This is a genomic window from Campylobacter pinnipediorum subsp. pinnipediorum, from assembly GCF_002021925.1.
GTDB lineage: Bacteria > Campylobacterota > Campylobacteria > Campylobacterales > Campylobacteraceae > Campylobacter_A > Campylobacter_A pinnipediorum.
The window spans coordinates 366,869-385,301 of record NZ_CP012546.1 but is presented as its reverse complement, the minus strand read 5'-3'; the positions used below and the strand labels follow the sequence as shown (position 1 = coordinate 385,301).

Sequence of the window (18,433 nt, the reverse complement as noted above, 5' to 3'; positions counted from 1 at the left end):
ATTTGAGGTTATGATGATAAAAAGAGCATTTACAATGTTGGAACTAGTATTTGTTATAGCAATAGTTGGAATATTATCAGCTTTAGCTATACCAAGATCAAATAAAGATCCGTTAAGAGAAGCAGCAAATCAGATAATGGCAGATATAAGATATACTCAACACTTAGCAATGCAAGATAATAAATTTACACTACAATCAGATAGCACTCCGACCAAAGATTGGTATAAGGCATACTGGAGGATCAAATTTCAAAATGCGAAAAATTCAGGAAAAGCAAAATGGATTTATAGCGTTTTTAGTGATAGTCCTACATATGATAACGATCCAAAAAATGATGAGATAATATCAAGTCCAAATCAATTAGATAAAAAACTATCTGGATTAACAAACAATGATTATGATTTAAGTAAAAAATTTGGCATTACTAATATTATTATACATACCGACAATGCATCAAATGACAGTCAAGACTATGATGGCACTATTAGCTTTGATAATATAGGCAGACCGTATAAAAAAGTATCAAATACAAGTGCTTATGAAAATTTAATGAATGATAAAATAAATATAGACTTGGCAAGGAATGGAAATATTTTAACAATTGTATTATATCCACAAACTGGATATACATGTATAAAAGCTAATCAAAAAGTAATAGATGAAAGAAAAAAAAGTACAAATAAAATTGATGAGTGCGAATAAAACAATAAGATAAAAAATTAATTACTATTTTGTCATTTTATTTTTTAATTTTATAAAAACATAAAATAAAATCTATATAGTTTTAGTATTTTATATAAAAACAGAGGAAATAAAATGACAAAAAAAGCTTTTACGATATTAGAACTAGTATTTGTTATAGCAATAGTTGCAATATTATCAGCTTTAGCTATACCAAGATCAAATAAAAATCCACTAAGAGAAGCAGCAAATCAGATAATGGCAGATATAAGATACACTCAACACTTAGCAATGCAAGATAATAAATTTACACTACAATCAGATGGCACTCCGGAAAATGATTGGTATAAAGCATACTGGAGAATACTCTTTCATTATGATACGCAAAAAAGTAAGAAAATATGGAGATATACAGTTTTTAGTGATAGTGGTTCATATAGTGGAAATCCAAATTCAATAGATCAAATAGCGAACAACTCAAGAGATTTAAGTAAAAAACTAACTAGTGGATACGCTAGGCAAAAATACCCAAATCAAATTTTAGATAAAAAACTAAACTTAACGAAAACATATGGTATCACAAAAGTAAAGTTTAATTCAAGAAATCAAACATTAGCATTTGATACATTAGGTCGCCCGTATTCTGCATTGCAAAACTCAAAAAGTCCATACGAAAAGTTACTTCACAAAAATGCAAAAATATCATTACAAGGCAATGGTGATGTATTAAACATACTTGTTTTTAAAGAAAGTGGATACACATGCATAGAAGACAAAAACAATATAGGAAATTGTGAATAATATATTTAAAAATTTCAAAAAACTTTTAAATATAATTTATTGCATTAAACGCTAAGAGAGTTAAAGCAGTTATAAAAACTGCTTTAAATTTATTAGTTAGATTGTTTTGCTTTTCTTTTTCTCTCTGTTGGATCAAGATAACGCTTTCTTACCCTTATGTTTTGAGGAGTAACCTCAACAAGCTCATCATCCTCTATCCACTCAAGTGCGCGCTCAAGGCTAAGTTTTCTTGGTGGAACTAGTTTTATAGCATCATCAGAACCACTAGCACGAACGTTTGTTAGGTTTTTACCTTTTATAGGGTTTACATCAAGGTCATTAGGTCTACTATGCTCACCTATAACCATACCTATATAAACCTTTGCTTGTGGCTCAATAAATAAAACTCCACGGTCTTGTAAGTTAAATAATGAATAAGCAAGAGATACTCCATTTTCCATAGAAACCAAAGAACCATTTGTTCTATGCTCAACACTTCCACTAAACGGACGAAACTCTAAAAAGCTATGGTTCATAACACCCTCGCCCTTTGTATCTGTCAAAAACTGACTTCTAAATCCTATAAGTCCTCTAGCCGGTATTTCAAACTCTATTCTTGTTTGTCCATCGCCTGTTGGATTCATGCTTATCATCTCAGCTTTTCTCTTACCAAGCTTTTCTATAACCGTTCCGGTGCAGTCATCAGGTGCATCTATAACTAAAAGTTCAAATGGTTCACACTTAACACCATCTATCTCTTTTATGATAACCTCAGGACGACCAAGCAAAAACTCATAACCCTCTCTACGCATATTTTCAGCCAGTATTGTTATTTGAAGTTCTCCACGACCGCTAACCTTAAATTTACCTTCGCCTATATTTTCATATCTCATTGCGATATTTGTTTTCATTTCACTTTGCAAACGTTCATCTATCTTATTTGATGTAACGTGCTTACCCTCTGTTCCAGCCAAAGGACCATCATTTACACTAAATACAACACTTAGTGTAGGCTCTTCTATATGCAAAGGATCAAGCGGGATAGGATTATTTGGATCAACTATACTATCGCCAACATCAAGTGCTTCAAAACCAGCAATAGCAACTATATCACCGGTGCTGGCTTCGTTTATATCTTGTCTTTCAAGACCTAAAAATCCGATAAGTTTTGAAATTCTACCATTTGTTTTTGTTCCATCAGCCTTTGCCAAAGTAACATTTTGATTTTTAGAAATTTTACCGTTAAAAATTCTAGCAATACCAATTTTTCCAACATAGTTATCATAATCAAGAGTAAATACTTGAAGTTGTAAAGGATTGTCATCTTTTCCACTTGGAGCTGGAACATGTGCAAGTATAGCCTCAAAAAGAGGTTCCATATTTACATCCGGATCATCTAAGTTATGTTTGGCAAATCCATTTTTTGCAGCAGCATAAACCACAGGAAACTCAAGCTGCTCATCATTTGCATCAAGTGCAACAAAAAGGTCAAAAATTTCATTTATGACACGTTCAGGATCAGCTGCTGGCTTGTCTATCTTGTTTACAACAACTATAGGTCTGAGACCCAAACTAAGTGCCTTTTTAACAACAAATTTTGTCTGAGGCATAACACCCTCTTGTGCATCAACCAAAAGCAATACACCATCAACCATCTTTAGCACACGCTCGACCTCACCACCAAAATCGGCGTGCCCCGGGGTGTCTATGATATTTATCTTAGTATCTTTGTATTTTATCGCTGTATTTTTAGAAAGTATCGTTATACCACGTTCTTTTTCTATGTCATTGTTATCCATAACACGCTCACCAACACTTTGATGTTCGTTAAATGTTCCAGATTGCTTAAGCAATTCATCAACCATAGTTGTTTTACCGTGGTCAACGTGAGCTATTACTGCTATATTTCGTAAATTTTCCAAAATCTATCTCCAAGTTTTTTAAATAAGGGGGAGATTATACCTAAAATTTTCTTATATAAATTTAATGAAAATTTTGGAACATATTTTGCTTGATATATTTTCAGTTTAATATAAGAGGTTAAAAATGCAAACATTTAACACAAAAAATCAGATTGATCTTTTTACAAATACGAACAAAAAAAGCTCAAATAGCCCAAAAAAAAATAAAAGCGATAATAATGAATTTTTAAATATGGTTTTAAGCGCTGCATCCAAAAAAGCAGACAAAGGCGAAAAACTAAGTGAAAAAGATGTAAAAGATATAGCAAAATCAGTAAGTATGAAAAATGAGACTGACAAACAAATAAAAAAAGAAAATAATATAAAAATTTCACAAGATTTAGAAAGCAAACTTGATGATGATACAAAAAATGAGTTGTATGAAAATGCAAATTTTATGCAACTTTTACAAGTTTTAGAAATTTTAAATGGCGGGGAAAAAGTTAGTAAATTTCCAAATTTCACAGATAAAATAGCAAATTTTTTAAATAAAATAGCAAATGTTGAAGAGCTAAGCAATGTAAAAAGTGTTAATGAACTTATAGAACTTGCAAACAAATTTGACCTTGGACTTGATAAGATAAAAATCACACAAGGAAATGTTGATGAGCTAAAAAATATGTTTGAAAACTTAGGCAAAAAAGACTTTTTCAAACCAGTAATGCCATTACAAACAAAAATAACTCCGGATATAAAAAATCAAGTAGAACAAACCATACAGCAAGTTACAAAAAACACACAAAATCCTATCGGTTTAAATGAAGTGCTAAAAGAAATCTCAAAGCCTATCAATGAAGCTGTAAAAACAGAAACACCAAAACAAATAGCACAAGATAGTAAAAACAATGAGAGTGTATTAAAAACCATATCTGATGATGATAAAGAGGAGATAAATCTAACTCCAAAAACAAATGAAATGATCTCAAAAGATACAAAAAATCAAAAGATAAATTTACAAACACTGCTCTATCCTGAAAAAGAACAGCAATCAAGCCAAGAAGATAGTATCATCCAAACCACACAAAAAGATGATCAAAGTGAGCTTAATGCGATAGTAAAAGATATAGTAAAAACAGCAAACAATCAGATAAATCACAAACTAGCAGTAAAAGAGACTTTTAGTAATTTTTCACAAAATTTAGCAGATCAGATACAAAACTATAAAGCACCTTTTACTAAATTTAACATAACTCTAAACCCTTTAAATTTAGGGGAAGTTGAAGTTACAATGGTAAATAGGGGAAATAACCTGCATATCAATTTTAACTCAAACACAAACACGATGAATATATTTTTACAAAATCAAGCAGAGTTTAAAAACAGCCTTGTAAACATGGGCTTTACAGAACTTGAAATGAATTTTTCAGACCAACAAAGCAAACAAGAACAAGGACAAAAAAAATATAAGCAAATGGCTCAAGGCGAAAGCGATGAAGCAACAAACGAACAAGTATTATTAGAACTTGTAATGCCTATATATATATAAACAAGGGGAAATTATGGCAAGTATAACAGATACAAATTTAGAATTTACAGCAGATAAAAGAACAAAAAAACTTCAAGATGCAAAAAATCAAAAAGCTGATGGAACAAATCCATCAGCACACCTTGATAAAGATGCATTTATGAAACTACTTTTAACAGAACTCAAATATCAAGATCCAACATCGCCTATGGATACAGAAAAAATGCTAACACAAACAAGTCAGTTAGCAACACTTGAAATGCAAGAAAATACAAACTCAGCTATGAAAGAGCTTGTATCACAACTTAAATCAAACTCAAGTATGTATGCACTTTCTGCACTTGGAAAGATGGCAAACCTAGGCACAGATAGAGTTTTAGTAAAAGAAGAAACACAAACCCTAGATATACCTATTTATTTTAAAGATGAGGTAAAATCTGGTGTAATTGAAATACTTGACTCAAACTCAAATGTAATAAGAAAATTTAGTTTAGAGAAAATGCCAGCTGGAACACATAAAATAAAATGGGATTTATCAACCGACACAGGAGGTGTTGCAAAACCGGGAAGCTATCAAGCAAAAGCCACCTACAAAGATCCAAAAGATGAAGCTCATACAGCCCTTTATGGAACATATCCAGTAGAAGCTGTTAAGTTTATAGATGGTAAAGCAAATGTAAGAATTGGTGGCGAGTATAAGTCAGTAGAAGAAGTATCTGAATTTTTTTGAAAGTTAAGAGATGATAAGAGGATTTTATAACGGAGTTGCTGGAATCAAAACACAAAGTTTTGGTATAGATGTTTGGGCAAACAATATATCAAATATAAATAATGTAGGCTTTAAAGCATCTTTACCTGAGTTTAAAAGTATATTTTATCAAAGCATGGTATCGGCTGGAAATAAGCCTACAACAGATCAAGTAGGACTTGGAGCTACAAAACAAACAACAGCACTTGATATGAGTATGGGTAGCTTTAAAAACACAGAAAACAAATTTGATATGGCTATTCACGGGGATGGTTTTTTTGGTGTAAGAGATAGACACGGCGATGTGTATTATACTCGTGCGGGGAACTTTGATGTTGATGTTGATGGAAATTTAGTTGATCCTATGGGTAAGTTTGTGCAAGGAACTATGGCAAACTTAAAAACAGCAACACCAAGCAAAAATGCACTAAAACAATATGATTCAACAAAAGATATAAATAAAGCATTTAGTATAGATGAAAAAGAAGTCTTAGAGCTTGAAAATGAAAACACTCAAACAAATATAAAGCTTCCACATTTTTTATATCAACCAGCAAAAGCAACAAAAAATGTAGACATCAAAGGTAATTTAGATGCTACAAGAAAATTTGAAAATGTCAAAGTTGATTTGAAACAAGATTCATACAAACATGAAATAAAAGCAGATGAAAAAACATTAAGCATAAGTGGAAACATAAACAACAGCCCAAGTGTAAATAAATACAAAAAAGGCGATAGTATAATTATAAAAATAAAAGATGGGGATAAGCTTAGCGAACTATCAACACAGGTAAATGAAGATGGAAGCTGGGAATTAAAGGATTATAAATTAAATTATATGGATTTAAAAAATGCTGAGGTTTCAGCACAACTTTTAACAAACCAAGAAGTTGCAAATGTTCAAAAAATGAGTGCAGATATATTTAACGATGATGGAACAAAAAGCCTTTTATCACTAAGATACACAAAACAAATCCCTCAACAAAATGATAAAACAGTGTGGGATGTAGAAGCTACAATAACAGATGAAAAAAATAATATAGTTGAAACAAAAAAAGGGATGCTTACATTTGGACCAAGAGGAACATTAGTAGAAACAACCATAACAGAAATTGGTGGAGTAAATATAAATTTCGCACAACAAGAGCCACAAAATGATAAAAACAATACGAATAATAATACAAAAGATGACAAAGATAAACAGCAAGCTATCTACAAAGGCTTAACCACACTCCATAGCAAAGCTGTAACAGAGATAAAAAAAGATGGATTTGCGGAAGGGTTGTTAAAAAGCTATGAGGTTGTAAACAACGGCACAATAATGGCAAATTTCAACAACGGCCAAATGTTTCCTATAGCAAAAGTTGCACTTTATCACTTTCAAAACGACCAAGGTCTAGCAAAAATGGGTGATAACATATATACAAAAACATCAAACTCAGGAGAGCCATTTTTCTATAAGAGTAAAAATGGAGCAACAATACTTGGAACAAATATCGCATCAAACACACTTGAAATAAGCAATGTAGATCTAGGTCAAGCGCTAACAGAAATGATAGTTATGCAAAAAGCTTACGATGCTAGTTCAAAAAGCATAACAACAAGCGATCAAATGATACAAACCGCAATACAAATGAAAAGATAATAACTAGTCAGTTTTTGGCTAGTTATTATAATCTCAAAAAATATTTTCATTAAATTTATACTTTTTAGATATGATACACATTTTAAAATTTTAAGTAAAAAGATGAAACAAATAGACGAAAAAGCAAAAAGAGTAAAATACATACGAGCATTAGAAAAATTTGCAAAATCAGCCATAAGCGGGCTTAAAAGAGATGATTTTAATAAAGATGAATTTTACATAAGAATTGACAAAAATATGAAAATGCTAGAAAAAGCAGAGGCCGTTTATCTTGATAGCCCATACACAAAAGAGCTTGAAAACTTTGTAAATTTTGTTATTGCAAAACAAGATCCGCAAGAGCTTTTAAAAAAGGCAAATCATCTTGATAAATTAAAAAATTCAAAAACATATAAAAAAGATAAACATAAAAACAAATTTAAGGAAAATTAATGAAAGTTGTTATTTTTGATATGGATGGAACTGTCATAGACAGCTCAACAGCGATAGAAAAAACCATAAATGGCATAAGAAAAGATATGGGGCTAGATGAACTTGCAAAAACTTATATAACAAAAGTTATAAATGAACCTGGTAGAAATTTGGCATTTGATCTTTATGGTATACAAACACCAAGCACATCTTTAAAAAAGGGTTTTGAAGCTGAGTTTGAAAAAAACTATGACTTATATGCAACGACATATAATGGCGTAAAAGAGCTTTTACAAAAGTGTAAAGATAATGATTATAAAATAGTCCTAGCTTCAAATGCACCAGAAAAAACACTAAGCAAAATTCTTGAAAAAAACGAAATACTACATTTTTTTGATGAAGTAATAGGAGCAAGTAAAGATGTGCCAGAAAAGCCAGATCCAACTATGCTAAATCTTGCTATAGATAAAACAGGTGCGACAAAGGCTGTATTTGTTGGAGATAGCTTAAAAGATAAAATGGCTGCTGATAATGCAAAGATAGATTATATACAGGTAAATTGGGGCTTTGGAGTAGTTATAGAAAGCAAATATAGTGCAGATACCACAGACCAAGCTTGGCAGCTAATAGAAAAAATTTAATTTTTTAAGTATAATGTGGTCTAAAAAATTTTGTTAATAAATTTTATATTTTTAAGAAAAATTAGATGAATAAAATCATAATATTTTTTTGTTGCTTTGTTTTTTGTTGTGCAACGGCACCAGATTTTGATCACTCCTATGTTTTTGAGTTACCAAAAGATGAGTGGGGAAGAGTTGCTATAATACAAAAACAGACAAACGAAAAAGAGTATTTTGATTTTAGATGGACTTTGTCTGACACGACAAACATAACAGTTCAAAGTTTTTTTAGAAGATTTCCAAGACATATGGTTATGGGTTTGCAACACGGCAGAGATAGATACAAACAAGATATCTTGCCAAGCATGAAAAACCCACCAGATGATGGAGTGAAATTATATATAACTTTTATTGATTTTAAAAACAACTTAGGCAGTTTTCAAATTGATATTTTAGATGGACAAAAACTTGTTGATGTTGAGTTTATAAGACCAAAAACTAGGAGATAAGTTATGGATATGATAGATAAGATAATGCTTGATTATATAAAGGAGCTTGATTATAAACTTGCCACCGATATGTTCGAAAATATCAGCTCAGGTAAAAAACTTCGCTCAAAACTACTGCTAAAAATAGCTGGAGAAAATGAAAATACATATAGATTGTGTGCGATAATAGAGCTTATCCATCTAGCTAGTTTATTACATGATGATGTGATAGATAAGGCTGATACAAGAAGAGGCAAGCCGAGCATAAACTATCTATTTGGCACACAAAACTCAGTAATGCTTGGAGATATTTTATATTCAAAAGGTTTTCACGAGCTTAGCAAATTTGGAAAAGAGATATCATCTATCATATCAGACGCTGTTTGTAAACTAAGCATAGGCGAACTTATGGATGTCAATTTAAGCAAAGAGTTTAACTGTGACAAAGAAGCTTATAATAAAATGATATATTACAAAACAGCTATACTTATACAAGCCACGGCTTGCTGTGGTGCTATACTGGCTGGGCTTTCACAAAATGAGTTTGAAATTTATGGTAAAAACCTAGGTCTTGCATTTCAAATAATAGACGATGTTTTAGATATTACACAAGATAGCAAAACCTTAGGAAAACCGAATTTGAGCGATTATAAAGAGGGAAAAACAACTCTTCCTTATATATATCTTTATGAAAGTTTAGATGAAAAAGAGAAAGAAATTTTAAAAAGTTTTCATGCAAAAGAGTTAGATGAAAGCAAAATAAAATGGATAAAAGATAGATTTGAGAAATACAATATAATACAAAAAACTATAAACGAAGCAAAAGAACTTGGAATTGAGGCTATAAAAGCGATTAAAAATCATTCAAACCAAGAGCTTGAAAGCATTATAAAAAGTATGATCGACAGGGATTACTAATGCATTATTTAAGTATTAGTTTTACACATAAAAATACAGATATTTCTGTTCGTGAAAAGTTAGCATTTAATACACCAGAAAAAAAATTGCAAATTTTAAAACTAATAAAAACAGACAAAGATATAAATGAAGCTATGGTTATAAGCACCTGTAATAGGGTGGAAGTTTTGTCATTTAGCAATGAGCCAAAAACATCATCATCTCATATAATAAAATGTATGGCGATAGCATCTGGTGTATTTGAAGATGAGCTTTTTGAAAGGGCTGATGTCTTTGAAGATAGCGGTGCCTTACACCATCTTTTTTCTGTCGCCAGCTCTCTTGATAGCCTAGTGGTTGGCGAAACACAGATAATGGGGCAGATAAAAAATGATTTTAAATTTGCTCTTGAAAATGAGTTTTGTGGCGAAAATATAAACAAGGCTATTGATTATGCAAAAATATGCGCCGCAAAGGTAAGAAACGATACTCAAATTTCAAAAAATCCGATCTCTGTATCAAGTGTAGCTGTAAATAAAGCAAAAGAGATTTTTACAACTCTACAAAGCAAAACAGCTCTTATCATCGGTGCTGGGGAGATGTGTGAGCTAGCTGCTAAACACCTGATATCAAATGGAGCAAAAGTCATTATCCTAAACAGAAGCTCAGAAAGAGTAGAAACATTAGTGCAAAGCTTAGGAGAGATGGCTGATTGGGATACGATTTTAAAGCTAAAAGAGTATGTAAATAAATTTGACCTTATCTTTTCAGGAACTTCGGCACCAAACCCTATAATAACAGATGAAATAATACAACCAACAACATTTCACAGATACTTTTTTGATATCGCTGTTCCAAGAGATATAGATATAAAAAACAAAAGTGAGCTTATAGATATATACTCAGTTGATGACCTTGAAGAGATAGTAAAACAAAACCTAGCACTACGAGAAGAACAAGCCGAGCTAGCCTACTCTATCGTAGGAAACAGCACATCTGAGTTTTTAAAAGCTCAAAAAACAAGCCTTAGCACACCGATCATAAAGGCTATAAGACAACAAGCAAAGGAGTGTGCCGAAAAAGAGTTACAAAAAGCCATAAAAAAAGGCTATCTAAAAAACTCAGACAAAGAAGAGGCATACAAACTAATAAATCAAGTCCTAAACTCTTTTTTACACCCTATGACTACGAATTTAAAACAAATAGGCGAAACAAAGAATGCACTTGATATAACAAAATCAATGAAATATATTTTTGACATCAAAGAGGATAAATAACAATGAGATTTTCTAAATTTTATGCACCAACAACAAAAGAAGCACCAAAAGACGCAACACTGCCAAGCCATATATTTTTAGTAAGGGGTGGATTTGTAGAACAAAACGGATCTGGTCTTTACAACTTCTTACCGCTTGGAAAAATTATGCTTGAAAAGATAAAAAGTGTAGTAAAAGAAGAGATGGATAAAAGCGGTGCTTTGCAGGTTGATTTTAGTGTTGTAACATCATCAGAACTTTGGAAACAAAGTGGTCGTTTTGATGTTTTTGGAAAAGAGCTTTTAAGATTTAAAGATAGAAAAGAAAATGACTTTGTTATAAGCCCTACAAATGAAGAAAGTGCTGTTTGCATGGTTCGTGGTAAAGTTACAAGTTACAAGCAACTACCGCTAAATATATATCAAATAAATACAAAATTCAGAGATGAAGCAAGACCTAGATTTGGAATTTTAAGAGGTCGTGAGTTTGTGATGAAAGATGCTTACAGCTTTCATTCAAACACAGATGATTTAAAAAGAGAATTTGACCTAATGGAACAAACTTACTCCAATATCTTTACAAAACTTGGTCTAAATTTTAGAGCAGTTCAAGCAGATAGTGGAGCCATAGGTGGGAGTGGTAGTAAAGAGTTTATGGTGCTTACACAAAACGGCGAAGATGACATAGTTTATTGTGAGCATTGTGATTATGCGGCAAATATAGAAGTAGCAACAAGAGCTGCAAAAACGACAGATAAGCCACAACCAGAAGCAGATGCTTCTAAGTTTTTCACGCCAGATACAAAAACAATAAAAGATGTAGCCGAGTTTTTCAAGATAGATGAATACTACACAATAAAAGCCGTTATAAAAAAAGCCATATTTGAAAAAGAGTCAAAAATAGTTGTATTTTTTATCCGTGGCAATGATGAGCTTCAAGAGACAAAAGCACAAAATGCAGCAAAAGCCTTGGAGCTAACAGACGCAACAGAAGAAGAGATATCGCAAGCTGGTCTTATAGCCGGTTTTTGTGGTCCAGTTGGGTTAAATAAAGTTGAGTTTTTTATAGATAACGAGCTAAAAGATAGCAAACAAATGATATGCGGAGCCAATGAAAAAGACTATCATTTTGTTGGTGTAAATATAACAAATTTCAACGAAGATAGATTTAAAGACTTAAGTCAAGTAAATGAAGGCGACAGATGTCCAAAATGCGGTGGTAAGCTAAAAATAAGCAAAGGCATAGAAGTAGGACATATTTTCCAACTAGGCGATAAATACTCAAGTGCTATGAATGCTACATTCTTAGATGAAAATGGCAAAGCAAAGCCATTTATAATGGGTTGTTATGGCATAGGTGTAAGTAGACTTATAGCAGTTATGATAGAGGCAAGCCACGATGATAAAGGATGTATCTGGAAAAAAGAGTGCGCTCCTTTTGATGGTATGATAGTTATATCAAATCTAAAAGATGAAAACTGTGTAAATTATGCAACAAAGCTTTATGAGCAAGCAAAAAATATCGGAATAAATGTAATGCTTGATGACAGAAACGAGCGATTTGGCGTAAAGATGAATGATTATGAGCTACTAGGTTTTCCTTATGCTATCATAGTTGGAAAATCACTAGCAGATGATGAAGTAGAGCTTATCCAAAGAGATGGGCTTATAAAGACAAAAATCAAAGCAAGCCAAGCGTTAGATGAGCTAAAAAATAGACTATGCTAATTAGACTTAAAAGCTCACTTTTTATACCATATATAATCGCAGAAACAGTATTTACGGTTATTTATATAAGCAATTATGGTTTTTTATCATTAGTTGGCGAAGTATTTTTAAGTGCTATAATTGGTTTTTTATTTATATTTAACATAGGCTTTTTCAACCTAACATCTAAGATAAATATGATAAAACCAAGCGATATTTTTAGCTCTATTGGTATAGGCATAGGTGGATTTTTGCTATTTTTACCGGGGCTTATAAGCGATACTTTTGGAATTATAGTTATAACAATAAGTCTTATTTACAAGCTAGTAAAAAAACCTGACTATAAACAAAATGAACGTGATTTTAGATATGATAGATATGATAACGAAGAAGAGATTATAGATGTTGAAGTTATTGATGACACTCATCACATTCGCTAGTATTTGCCTTGCTGATGTGAATTTTTATAATTTTTTAAAAAGAAATTATGAAAAAAACGAGAAACTAAAAGTTGGAAACATAAAAACAAACAAAATTCAAAAGCTACAAAATGGCTTTGACGCATATTTTGTTACACTTGATATAAATTTCAAACCATTAAACAGAAAAATATCAAAAAAAGATATTATATTTGTAAACAACGATCTAATCGTGACAGAAATTTTTGATACAAAAACAAAAATAAGTCTAAGAAACAAACTTTTAGGCGAAAAGATGAGTATAAACTTACGAAATTTCAAAAGGGATGCTATACATGAAAACGATCAAAATTGCTACTAGAAAAAGCATACTGGCGATGTGGCAAAGCGAACACATCAAGCAAAAACTTATAACACAGCATAAAGATTTAGATGTTGAGCTTGTAGGCATGACAACCAAAGGCGATGTTATCTTAGATACCCCTCTTGCAAAAATAGGAGGAAAAGGACTTTTTACAAAAGAGCTTGAGATTAGTATGCTAAACGGAGATACACACATAGCAGTTCATAGTCTAAAAGATGTTCCAGTTGAGTTTCCTGATGGACTTGTGTTGGCAGCCACTTGCTCCCGCGAAGATGTAAGAGATGCTCTTATATCTGAAAAATACAAACATATAAGCGAACTTCCAATAGGCGCAAAAATAGGCACAACAAGCCTAAGAAGAAGAATGCAACTTTTACTGCTAAGACCTGATTTAAAGATATTTTCTCTTCGCGGAAATGTCCAAACAAGACTTAAAAAGCTAAAAGATGGTGAATTTGACGCTATCATCTTAGCAAAAGCAGGGGCAAATAGACTAAACTTACAAAACGATGTTAGATATATAACGCCTTTTGAATTAGATGAGATGATACCATCTATGGGACAAGGCGCATTAGGCATAGAGGCTGTAAACAAAAAAGAGATAATACAAAAGATTGATTTTTTAAATGATGAAAAAACCATCATAGAAACAAAAATAGAGCGTGATTTTGTAGCGACACTTCAAGGTGGATGCCAAGTCCCTATAGGCATAAACGCCTTATTACAAAATGACACGATAGATATAAGAGCTATAGTTGGTATGCCTGATGCAAGTAAATACATAAAAGACAGTATAAAAGTAAGCAAGAGCGAGTATAAAGATATAGGCACTATACTGGCAAATGAATTTATAAAAAAAGGTGCAAAAGAGATATTAAAACAAGCTGAAATTATGGGCAATCAAATTTAATTTAGATATAATTCAAAAAAGCTAAGGAGTATAGATGGCAGATGAAGAAAAAGAAGTAAAAGAAGAAACCAAAAAAAGTGGTAAAGGGCTTATTATAGCAATTATAGGTGTAGTTATTGTTTTATTACTAGCTATAGGTGGTGTTATAATATTTTTATTATCAGGAGATGATGAAAACACACAAATGCAGCAACAAGTCTCTCAAACAGCACCAAAATCAAGAATGCCAGGCAAAAGAAGTAGCGACTATATGAATATGGGACCTATTTATCCACTTGATCAATTCATAGTGAATTTACTAAGTGAGAACGGCTCAAGATTTTTAAAAACAAAAATAGACTTAGAGCAAAGCAATGAATCACTTATGGCAGAATTAGACAAGAAAAAAGCACTTTTAAGAGATATCATCATACGAACTCTATCATCAAAGACATTTGAAGAAGTAAGCACAGCAAAAGGCAAAGACAAACTAAAAGATGAGATAGTAGGTAAGATAAATGAAGTTTTAAGTGATGGCTATATCAAAAACATATATTTTACTGATTTTGTGGTGCAATGATAGGTGTAGATATCATATCTATAGATAGAATTTCAAAGCTTAACGAGCGTTTTAAAGATAATTTTCTAAGACGCTTTTTAAGCGAACACGAGATATCTATAGCAAAAAATGATGCAAGTATAGCTGGTCTTTGGGCAGCAAAAGAAGCAGCAAGTAAAGCCTTGGGTGTAGGCATAGGTACTGAGTGTAGCTTTTTTGATATCATCATCACAAAAGATAAAAAAAACGCACCCATTATAGACTTTAGCGATAAAGTCAAAAAAAGCTTTGGCATAAAAAACTCAGCCCTTAGTATAAGCCACGATGGTGGTTTTGCTATAGCGGTTGTTGTAGTGCAAACATTAGACAAACCATAAAAGTTGCTTATAAAATATATCATCATATATTTTACTCGCTAGTAAATAAAATTTTAAAAATCAACAATAATATATTGTTCTAAAGAAAAAGTGGTAAGACATATTAACAATGCCTTACATTGTAAAAGCTATAAATTAGCTAAAGCTAACTCCGCTTCCTTTTATAATTTCTCCTATGAAGTAGCCATCTGTTTTTTGTAAAATTTCATCTGCATTTTGTTTTGATGCAACTATAACCATACCAACACCCATATTAAATGTTCTAAATAGTTCGCTATCATCAACATGACCTTTAAATATATCATATACTTTAGGTGTTTTAATAAGGCTTTTATCTATCTTAGCGCCTATACCATAAGGAAATACTCTTGGTAAGTTTTCTACCAATCCACCGCCTGTTATATGTGCTAGTGCATTTATTTTGTCTTTTGATTCTAAAAATTCTTTTACATAAATTCTAGTAGGTTCTAAAAGCATATCGGCTATACTTTTTCCATCTATCTTGTCATCTAAATTAAGCTTTGCTACATCTAGCACTTTTCTAGCCAAAGAGTAACCATTTGAATGAAGTCCACTAGATGGCAATGCTATCAATACATCACCCTCTTTTACAAATTTACTTCTGTCTATCTCATCTATTTCAGCCATTCCAACAGCAAAACCAGCTAGATCAAAATCATCTTTTTTATACATGGATGGCATTTCAGCAGTTTCTCCGCCTATTAATGCACATTGTGCGAGTCTACATCCTTTTGCTATACCCTCAACTACTATTTGTGCGCTTTTTATATCAAGTTTTGAAGTAGCATAATAATCCAAAAAGAACAAAGGTGTTGCAAAATTGCAAATTAAGTCATTAACACACATAGCAACCAAGTCTTGTCCAACATTTTCAAGGCGATTTGTATCAATAGCAAGTCTTAATTTTGTTCCAACTCCATCAGTAGCACCTAAAATAGCTGGATTTTTGTATCCAGTAGGAAGCTTAATAGCTCCAGAAAATGAACCAATCCCCCCAAGAACAAGTGGCGTAAAAGTTGATTTTACATGTGGTTTTATCGCATTTACAAAATCATTTCCAGCATCTATATCAACCCCAGCATCTTTATATGTTATCATCAAAACTCCTTATAAATTTGCTTGATTTTATCTAAAATTTGCTAAAATCGGATTAAAACTCAAGGCATAGTTGTGAATAAATTTAACAAAGCATACGTGGTAACAGGAACTATCGGTAGTGGAAAGTCAAGCTTTTGCAAGATAGTAAAAGAACTTGGATATGATGTTATTGATGCTGATAAGATAGGACATTTGATCTTAGATGAAAGCACAAAAGATATATCACAGATATTTGGAAAAGAGTTTATCAAAGATGACAAGGTTGATAGAGCAAAGCTTGGCGAACTTGTTTTTAATAACAAAAATGAGATTGAAAAATTAGAAAATTTCATACATCCAAAGATAATGGGCAGAGTTTATCTTGAATGTGAAAAAAATGAGTTAAAAAATAAGCCATATTTTGTTGAAATTTCTGTATTTTTTGAAAAATGTGGCGATAAGAGATTTAAAAATGTAGTTGTGGTTTATGCACCTGATGAGATTTTACTTGATCGTATATCAAAAAGAAACAACCTTACAAAAGAGCAGATACAAGCTAGACTTGATAAACAAATTGATATGCAAACCAAAAGAAAAATGGCTGATTATGTGATAGATAATAGCAAGGATTTTGATAGCCTAAAAGAACAAGCCAAGATATTTTTAAATCAGATAAACAAGGATATGCAGTGATAGTATCAAAATACAATGCAAGTGGAAATGATTTTGTTATATTTCATACATTTTTAACCAAAGATAGAAGCGAACTAGCTAAAAAAATTTGCGATAGACAAAACGGAGTTGGTGCTGATGGGCTTATTGTATTAAAACCTGGGATTGATAAAGATCATATTGAATGGGAGTTTTACAATAGCGATGGAAGTATCGCAAATATGTGTGGCAACGGCTCAAGAGCTGCTGCAAGATATGCCTTTGATAATGGTTTGGCGTATCGGAGTTTTTTTATAAAAACAGGTAGCGGAGATGTTGGTGCAAATGTATCTTTTGATGTCGAGGTCGAGCTTACAAGCCCTAAGATACTTAGTGATGATGTTATAGATGAGTTTGGATTTAAATGGTATTTTTATGATACTGGTGTGCCACATTTGGTTTGTTATGTGGATGATTTGGATAAGTTTGATATTGAAATTTGCAAACAACTAAGACACAAATATAATGCAAATGTAAACTATGCAAAGATTTTTAATGATGAGCTTTTTGTAAGAACTTACGAGCGTGGTGTTGAGGGTGAAACACTTGCTTGTGGAACTGGAATGGCTGCTTGTTTTTATGGAGGGATTTTAAATTTCAACCTTTCTAAAAAGATAAATGTGTATCCAAAAAGTGGCGAAAAGTTAGGCCTTGAGTTTAAAAATAACAAGATATTTTTTAAGGGCTTTGTAAAGCACTGTTTTGATGTAAATTTTGATATTTGATTTAAATTTACATCAAAAACTCAGCCAACATCGTCATTTTTACTCAAACCTAGCCTTATTATGCTATCTTGTAAAGCTGTTAGTGAGTGTTTTGTATTTGCATTTAAAGCTATCATTTCAGTTTATTTAGCTCAAATTTGTCACTCCCTCTTTTGCACTTTGAAACTTGTATGCTTATAGGGGCTTGATTTTCTTGTATCGTAAGCCATTTTGCATACAAGTTCTTATATTAGATAAAAACACTAAACAAACTTTACTTTAAAAATTACTTTTTAGACTAAAGCAAATTTACTTATTTAAAACCTTAAAAACTCTACTAACATCATCATTTTTACTCAAACTTAGTCTTATTATACTATCTTGTAAAGCTATTAGTGAGTGTTTTATATTTGCATTTAAAGCTATCATTTCAAGCTCTGATAGTTCAAATTTTTCACTCTCTACACCTAATGTTATTTTGCCTTTTAAAACTTGTATGCTTATAGGGGCTGGTGCTTGATGTTCTTTCATTATAGCTCCATTTTGCATACAAATTCTTATCTCTTTTGTATCTTTTGTTTCAAGCATTTTTGTTACTTCTATGTTGTTGAAATTTTCAACATTCCAGATTAATTTTTCCATTTTTTTCTCCT

General features: G+C 31.8%; 21 protein-coding genes. 18 read left to right on the top strand and 3 right to left on the bottom strand.

What is annotated here, in order from left to right; translation table 11 throughout:
• The first annotated feature begins 10 nt into the window (after positions 1-10).
• Positions 11-703, top strand: coding sequence for a pilus assembly FimT family protein (locus tag CPIN17260_RS01985; protein WP_078440486.1), 693 nt, complete (start codon positions 11-13; stop codon positions 701-703).
• 114 nt (positions 704-817) lie between these two features.
• The gene (locus CPIN17260_RS01980) at positions 818-1,483 is read left to right on the top strand and encodes a pilus assembly FimT family protein (RefSeq protein WP_078440485.1); all 666 of its coding nucleotides are present in this window, start codon (positions 818-820) and stop codon (positions 1,481-1,483) included.
• 92 nt (positions 1,484-1,575) lie between these two features.
• Here CPIN17260_RS01980 and typA read toward each other — a convergent pair whose 3' ends face one another.
• On the bottom strand, positions 1,576-3,384 hold the full coding sequence (gene typA, locus CPIN17260_RS01975) for a translational GTPase TypA (RefSeq protein ID WP_078440484.1): 1,809 nt from the start codon (positions 3,382-3,384) through the stop codon (positions 1,576-1,578).
• A 124-nt stretch (positions 3,385-3,508) separates the two neighbouring features.
• Between typA and fliK the strand changes: the two genes are divergently transcribed.
• The 14 genes from fliK (at position 3,509) to acpS (ending at position 15,267) form a co-directional block, all read left to right on the top strand.
• The gene (gene fliK, locus CPIN17260_RS01970; RefSeq protein ID WP_078440483.1) at positions 3,509-4,909 is read left to right on the top strand and encodes a flagellar hook-length control protein FliK; all 1,401 of its coding nucleotides are present in this window, start codon (positions 3,509-3,511) and stop codon (positions 4,907-4,909) included.
• 13 nt (positions 4,910-4,922) lie between these two features.
• Entirely contained in the window at positions 4,923-5,618 is a 696-nt protein-coding gene (locus CPIN17260_RS01965) for a flagellar basal body rod modification protein (RefSeq protein ID WP_069633043.1), read from the top strand.
• 10 nt (positions 5,619-5,628) lie between these two features.
• Entirely contained in the window at positions 5,629-7,281 is a 1,653-nt protein-coding gene (locus CPIN17260_RS01960) for a flagellar hook protein FlgE (protein WP_167562271.1), read from the top strand.
• Positions 7,282-7,383: 102 nt separating this feature from the next.
• Positions 7,384-7,713 carry a hypothetical protein gene (locus tag CPIN17260_RS01955; protein ID WP_069633041.1) on the top strand — a complete coding sequence of 110 codons (330 nt, stop codon included), beginning with the start codon at positions 7,384-7,386 and terminating at the stop codon, positions 7,711-7,713.
• A complete protein-coding gene (locus tag CPIN17260_RS01950; protein WP_069633040.1) occupies positions 7,713-8,333 on the top strand; it encodes an HAD family hydrolase in 621 nt (206 codons plus the stop codon). The genes CPIN17260_RS01955 and CPIN17260_RS01950 overlap by 1 nt, the downstream gene beginning before the upstream one ends.
• A gap of 65 nt (positions 8,334-8,398) precedes the next feature.
• Positions 8,399-8,821: a hypothetical protein gene (locus CPIN17260_RS01945; RefSeq protein WP_078440482.1), complete on the top strand. Its 423-nt coding sequence runs from the start codon at positions 8,399-8,401 to the stop codon at positions 8,819-8,821.
• A gap of 3 nt (positions 8,822-8,824) precedes the next feature.
• Positions 8,825-9,718 carry a polyprenyl synthetase family protein gene (locus tag CPIN17260_RS01940; protein WP_069633038.1) on the top strand — a complete coding sequence of 298 codons (894 nt, stop codon included), beginning with the start codon at positions 8,825-8,827 and terminating at the stop codon, positions 9,716-9,718.
• Positions 9,718-10,974 carry a glutamyl-tRNA reductase gene (gene hemA, locus CPIN17260_RS01935; protein ID WP_078440481.1) on the top strand — a complete coding sequence of 419 codons (1,257 nt, stop codon included), beginning with the start codon at positions 9,718-9,720 and terminating at the stop codon, positions 10,972-10,974. Before CPIN17260_RS01940 ends, hemA begins: the two co-directional genes overlap by 1 nt.
• Before the next feature lie 2 nt (positions 10,975-10,976).
• Positions 10,977-12,680, top strand: coding sequence for a proline--tRNA ligase (locus tag CPIN17260_RS01930; protein WP_078440480.1), 1,704 nt, complete (start codon positions 10,977-10,979; stop codon positions 12,678-12,680).
• Positions 12,674-13,099 (top strand): FxsA family protein, encoded by a 426-nt coding sequence (locus CPIN17260_RS01925; RefSeq protein ID WP_078387445.1) that lies wholly within the window; start codon positions 12,674-12,676, stop codon positions 13,097-13,099. The genes CPIN17260_RS01930 and CPIN17260_RS01925 overlap by 7 nt, the downstream gene beginning before the upstream one ends.
• Entirely contained in the window at positions 13,062-13,439 is a 378-nt protein-coding gene (locus tag CPIN17260_RS01920; RefSeq protein ID WP_157887322.1) for a hypothetical protein, read from the top strand. Before CPIN17260_RS01925 ends, CPIN17260_RS01920 begins: the two co-directional genes overlap by 38 nt.
• Positions 13,414-14,352: a hydroxymethylbilane synthase gene (gene hemC / locus CPIN17260_RS01915; RefSeq protein ID WP_078398077.1), complete on the top strand. Its 939-nt coding sequence runs from the start codon at positions 13,414-13,416 to the stop codon at positions 14,350-14,352. The genes CPIN17260_RS01920 and hemC overlap by 26 nt, the downstream gene beginning before the upstream one ends.
• Positions 14,353-14,386: 34 nt before the next feature.
• Positions 14,387-14,911 (top strand): flagellar basal body-associated protein FliL, encoded by a 525-nt coding sequence (gene fliL / locus CPIN17260_RS01910; protein WP_078387442.1) that lies wholly within the window; start codon positions 14,387-14,389, stop codon positions 14,909-14,911.
• The gene (gene acpS / locus CPIN17260_RS01905; protein WP_078387441.1) at positions 14,908-15,267 is read left to right on the top strand and encodes a holo-ACP synthase; all 360 of its coding nucleotides are present in this window, start codon (positions 14,908-14,910) and stop codon (positions 15,265-15,267) included. Before fliL ends, acpS begins: the two co-directional genes overlap by 4 nt.
• A 135-nt stretch (positions 15,268-15,402) precedes the next feature.
• Here the strand turns inward: acpS and purM are convergent, their stop codons facing one another.
• A complete protein-coding gene (gene purM, locus CPIN17260_RS01900) occupies positions 15,403-16,389 on the bottom strand; it encodes a phosphoribosylformylglycinamidine cyclo-ligase (RefSeq protein WP_193431670.1) in 987 nt (328 codons plus the stop codon).
• A gap of 69 nt (positions 16,390-16,458) precedes the next feature.
• On the opposite strand from purM, the gene coaE reads away from it, so the two are divergent.
• Positions 16,459-17,058, top strand: a complete 600-nt coding sequence (gene coaE / locus CPIN17260_RS01895; RefSeq protein WP_157887321.1) for a dephospho-CoA kinase — start codon at positions 16,459-16,461, stop codon at positions 17,056-17,058.
• Complete coding sequence (gene dapF, locus CPIN17260_RS01890) at positions 17,055-17,801, top strand: diaminopimelate epimerase (protein ID WP_078440477.1); 747 nt, start codon at positions 17,055-17,057, stop codon at positions 17,799-17,801. Before coaE ends, dapF begins: the two co-directional genes overlap by 4 nt.
• Positions 17,802-18,089: 288 nt before the next feature.
• On the opposite strand, the gene CPIN17260_RS01885 is transcribed toward dapF, so the two are convergent.
• Positions 18,090-18,422: a cupin domain-containing protein gene (locus CPIN17260_RS01885; RefSeq protein WP_069633027.1), complete on the bottom strand. Its 333-nt coding sequence runs from the start codon at positions 18,420-18,422 to the stop codon at positions 18,090-18,092.
• Positions 18,423-18,433: the final 11 nt, after the last annotated feature.

Bases quoted from the DNA above. Each gene is read 5' to 3' on its own strand.
- CPIN17260_RS01985 (WP_078440486.1), top strand. From the start codon at position 11: ATGATGATAAAAAGAGCATTTACAATGTTGGAACTAGTATTTGTTATA.
- CPIN17260_RS01980 (WP_078440485.1), top strand. From the start codon at position 818: ATGACAAAAAAAGCTTTTACGATATTAGAACTAGTATTTGTTATAGCA.
- fliK (WP_078440483.1), top strand. From the start codon at position 3,509: ATGCAAACATTTAACACAAAAAATCAGATTGATCTTTTTACAAATACG.
- CPIN17260_RS01965 (WP_069633043.1), top strand. From the start codon at position 4,923: ATGGCAAGTATAACAGATACAAATTTAGAATTTACAGCAGATAAAAGA.
- CPIN17260_RS01960 (WP_167562271.1), top strand. From the start codon at position 5,629: ATGATAAGAGGATTTTATAACGGAGTTGCTGGAATCAAAACACAAAGT.
- CPIN17260_RS01955 (WP_069633041.1), top strand. From the start codon at position 7,384: ATGAAACAAATAGACGAAAAAGCAAAAAGAGTAAAATACATACGAGCA.
- CPIN17260_RS01950 (WP_069633040.1), top strand. From the start codon at position 7,713: ATGAAAGTTGTTATTTTTGATATGGATGGAACTGTCATAGACAGCTCA.
- CPIN17260_RS01945 (WP_078440482.1), top strand. From the start codon at position 8,399: ATGAATAAAATCATAATATTTTTTTGTTGCTTTGTTTTTTGTTGTGCA.
- CPIN17260_RS01940 (WP_069633038.1), top strand. From the start codon at position 8,825: ATGGATATGATAGATAAGATAATGCTTGATTATATAAAGGAGCTTGAT.
- hemA (WP_078440481.1), top strand. From the start codon at position 9,718: ATGCATTATTTAAGTATTAGTTTTACACATAAAAATACAGATATTTCT.
- CPIN17260_RS01930 (WP_078440480.1), top strand. From the start codon at position 10,977: ATGAGATTTTCTAAATTTTATGCACCAACAACAAAAGAAGCACCAAAA.
- CPIN17260_RS01925 (WP_078387445.1), top strand. From the start codon at position 12,674: ATGCTAATTAGACTTAAAAGCTCACTTTTTATACCATATATAATCGCA.
- CPIN17260_RS01920 (WP_157887322.1), top strand. From the start codon at position 13,062: ATGTTGAAGTTATTGATGACACTCATCACATTCGCTAGTATTTGCCTT.
- hemC (WP_078398077.1), top strand. From the start codon at position 13,414: ATGAAAACGATCAAAATTGCTACTAGAAAAAGCATACTGGCGATGTGG.
- fliL (WP_078387442.1), top strand. From the start codon at position 14,387: ATGGCAGATGAAGAAAAAGAAGTAAAAGAAGAAACCAAAAAAAGTGGT.
- acpS (WP_078387441.1), top strand. From the start codon at position 14,908: ATGATAGGTGTAGATATCATATCTATAGATAGAATTTCAAAGCTTAAC.
- CPIN17260_RS01885 (WP_069633027.1), bottom strand. From the start codon at position 18,422: ATGGAAAAATTAATCTGGAATGTTGAAAATTTCAACAACATAGAAGTA.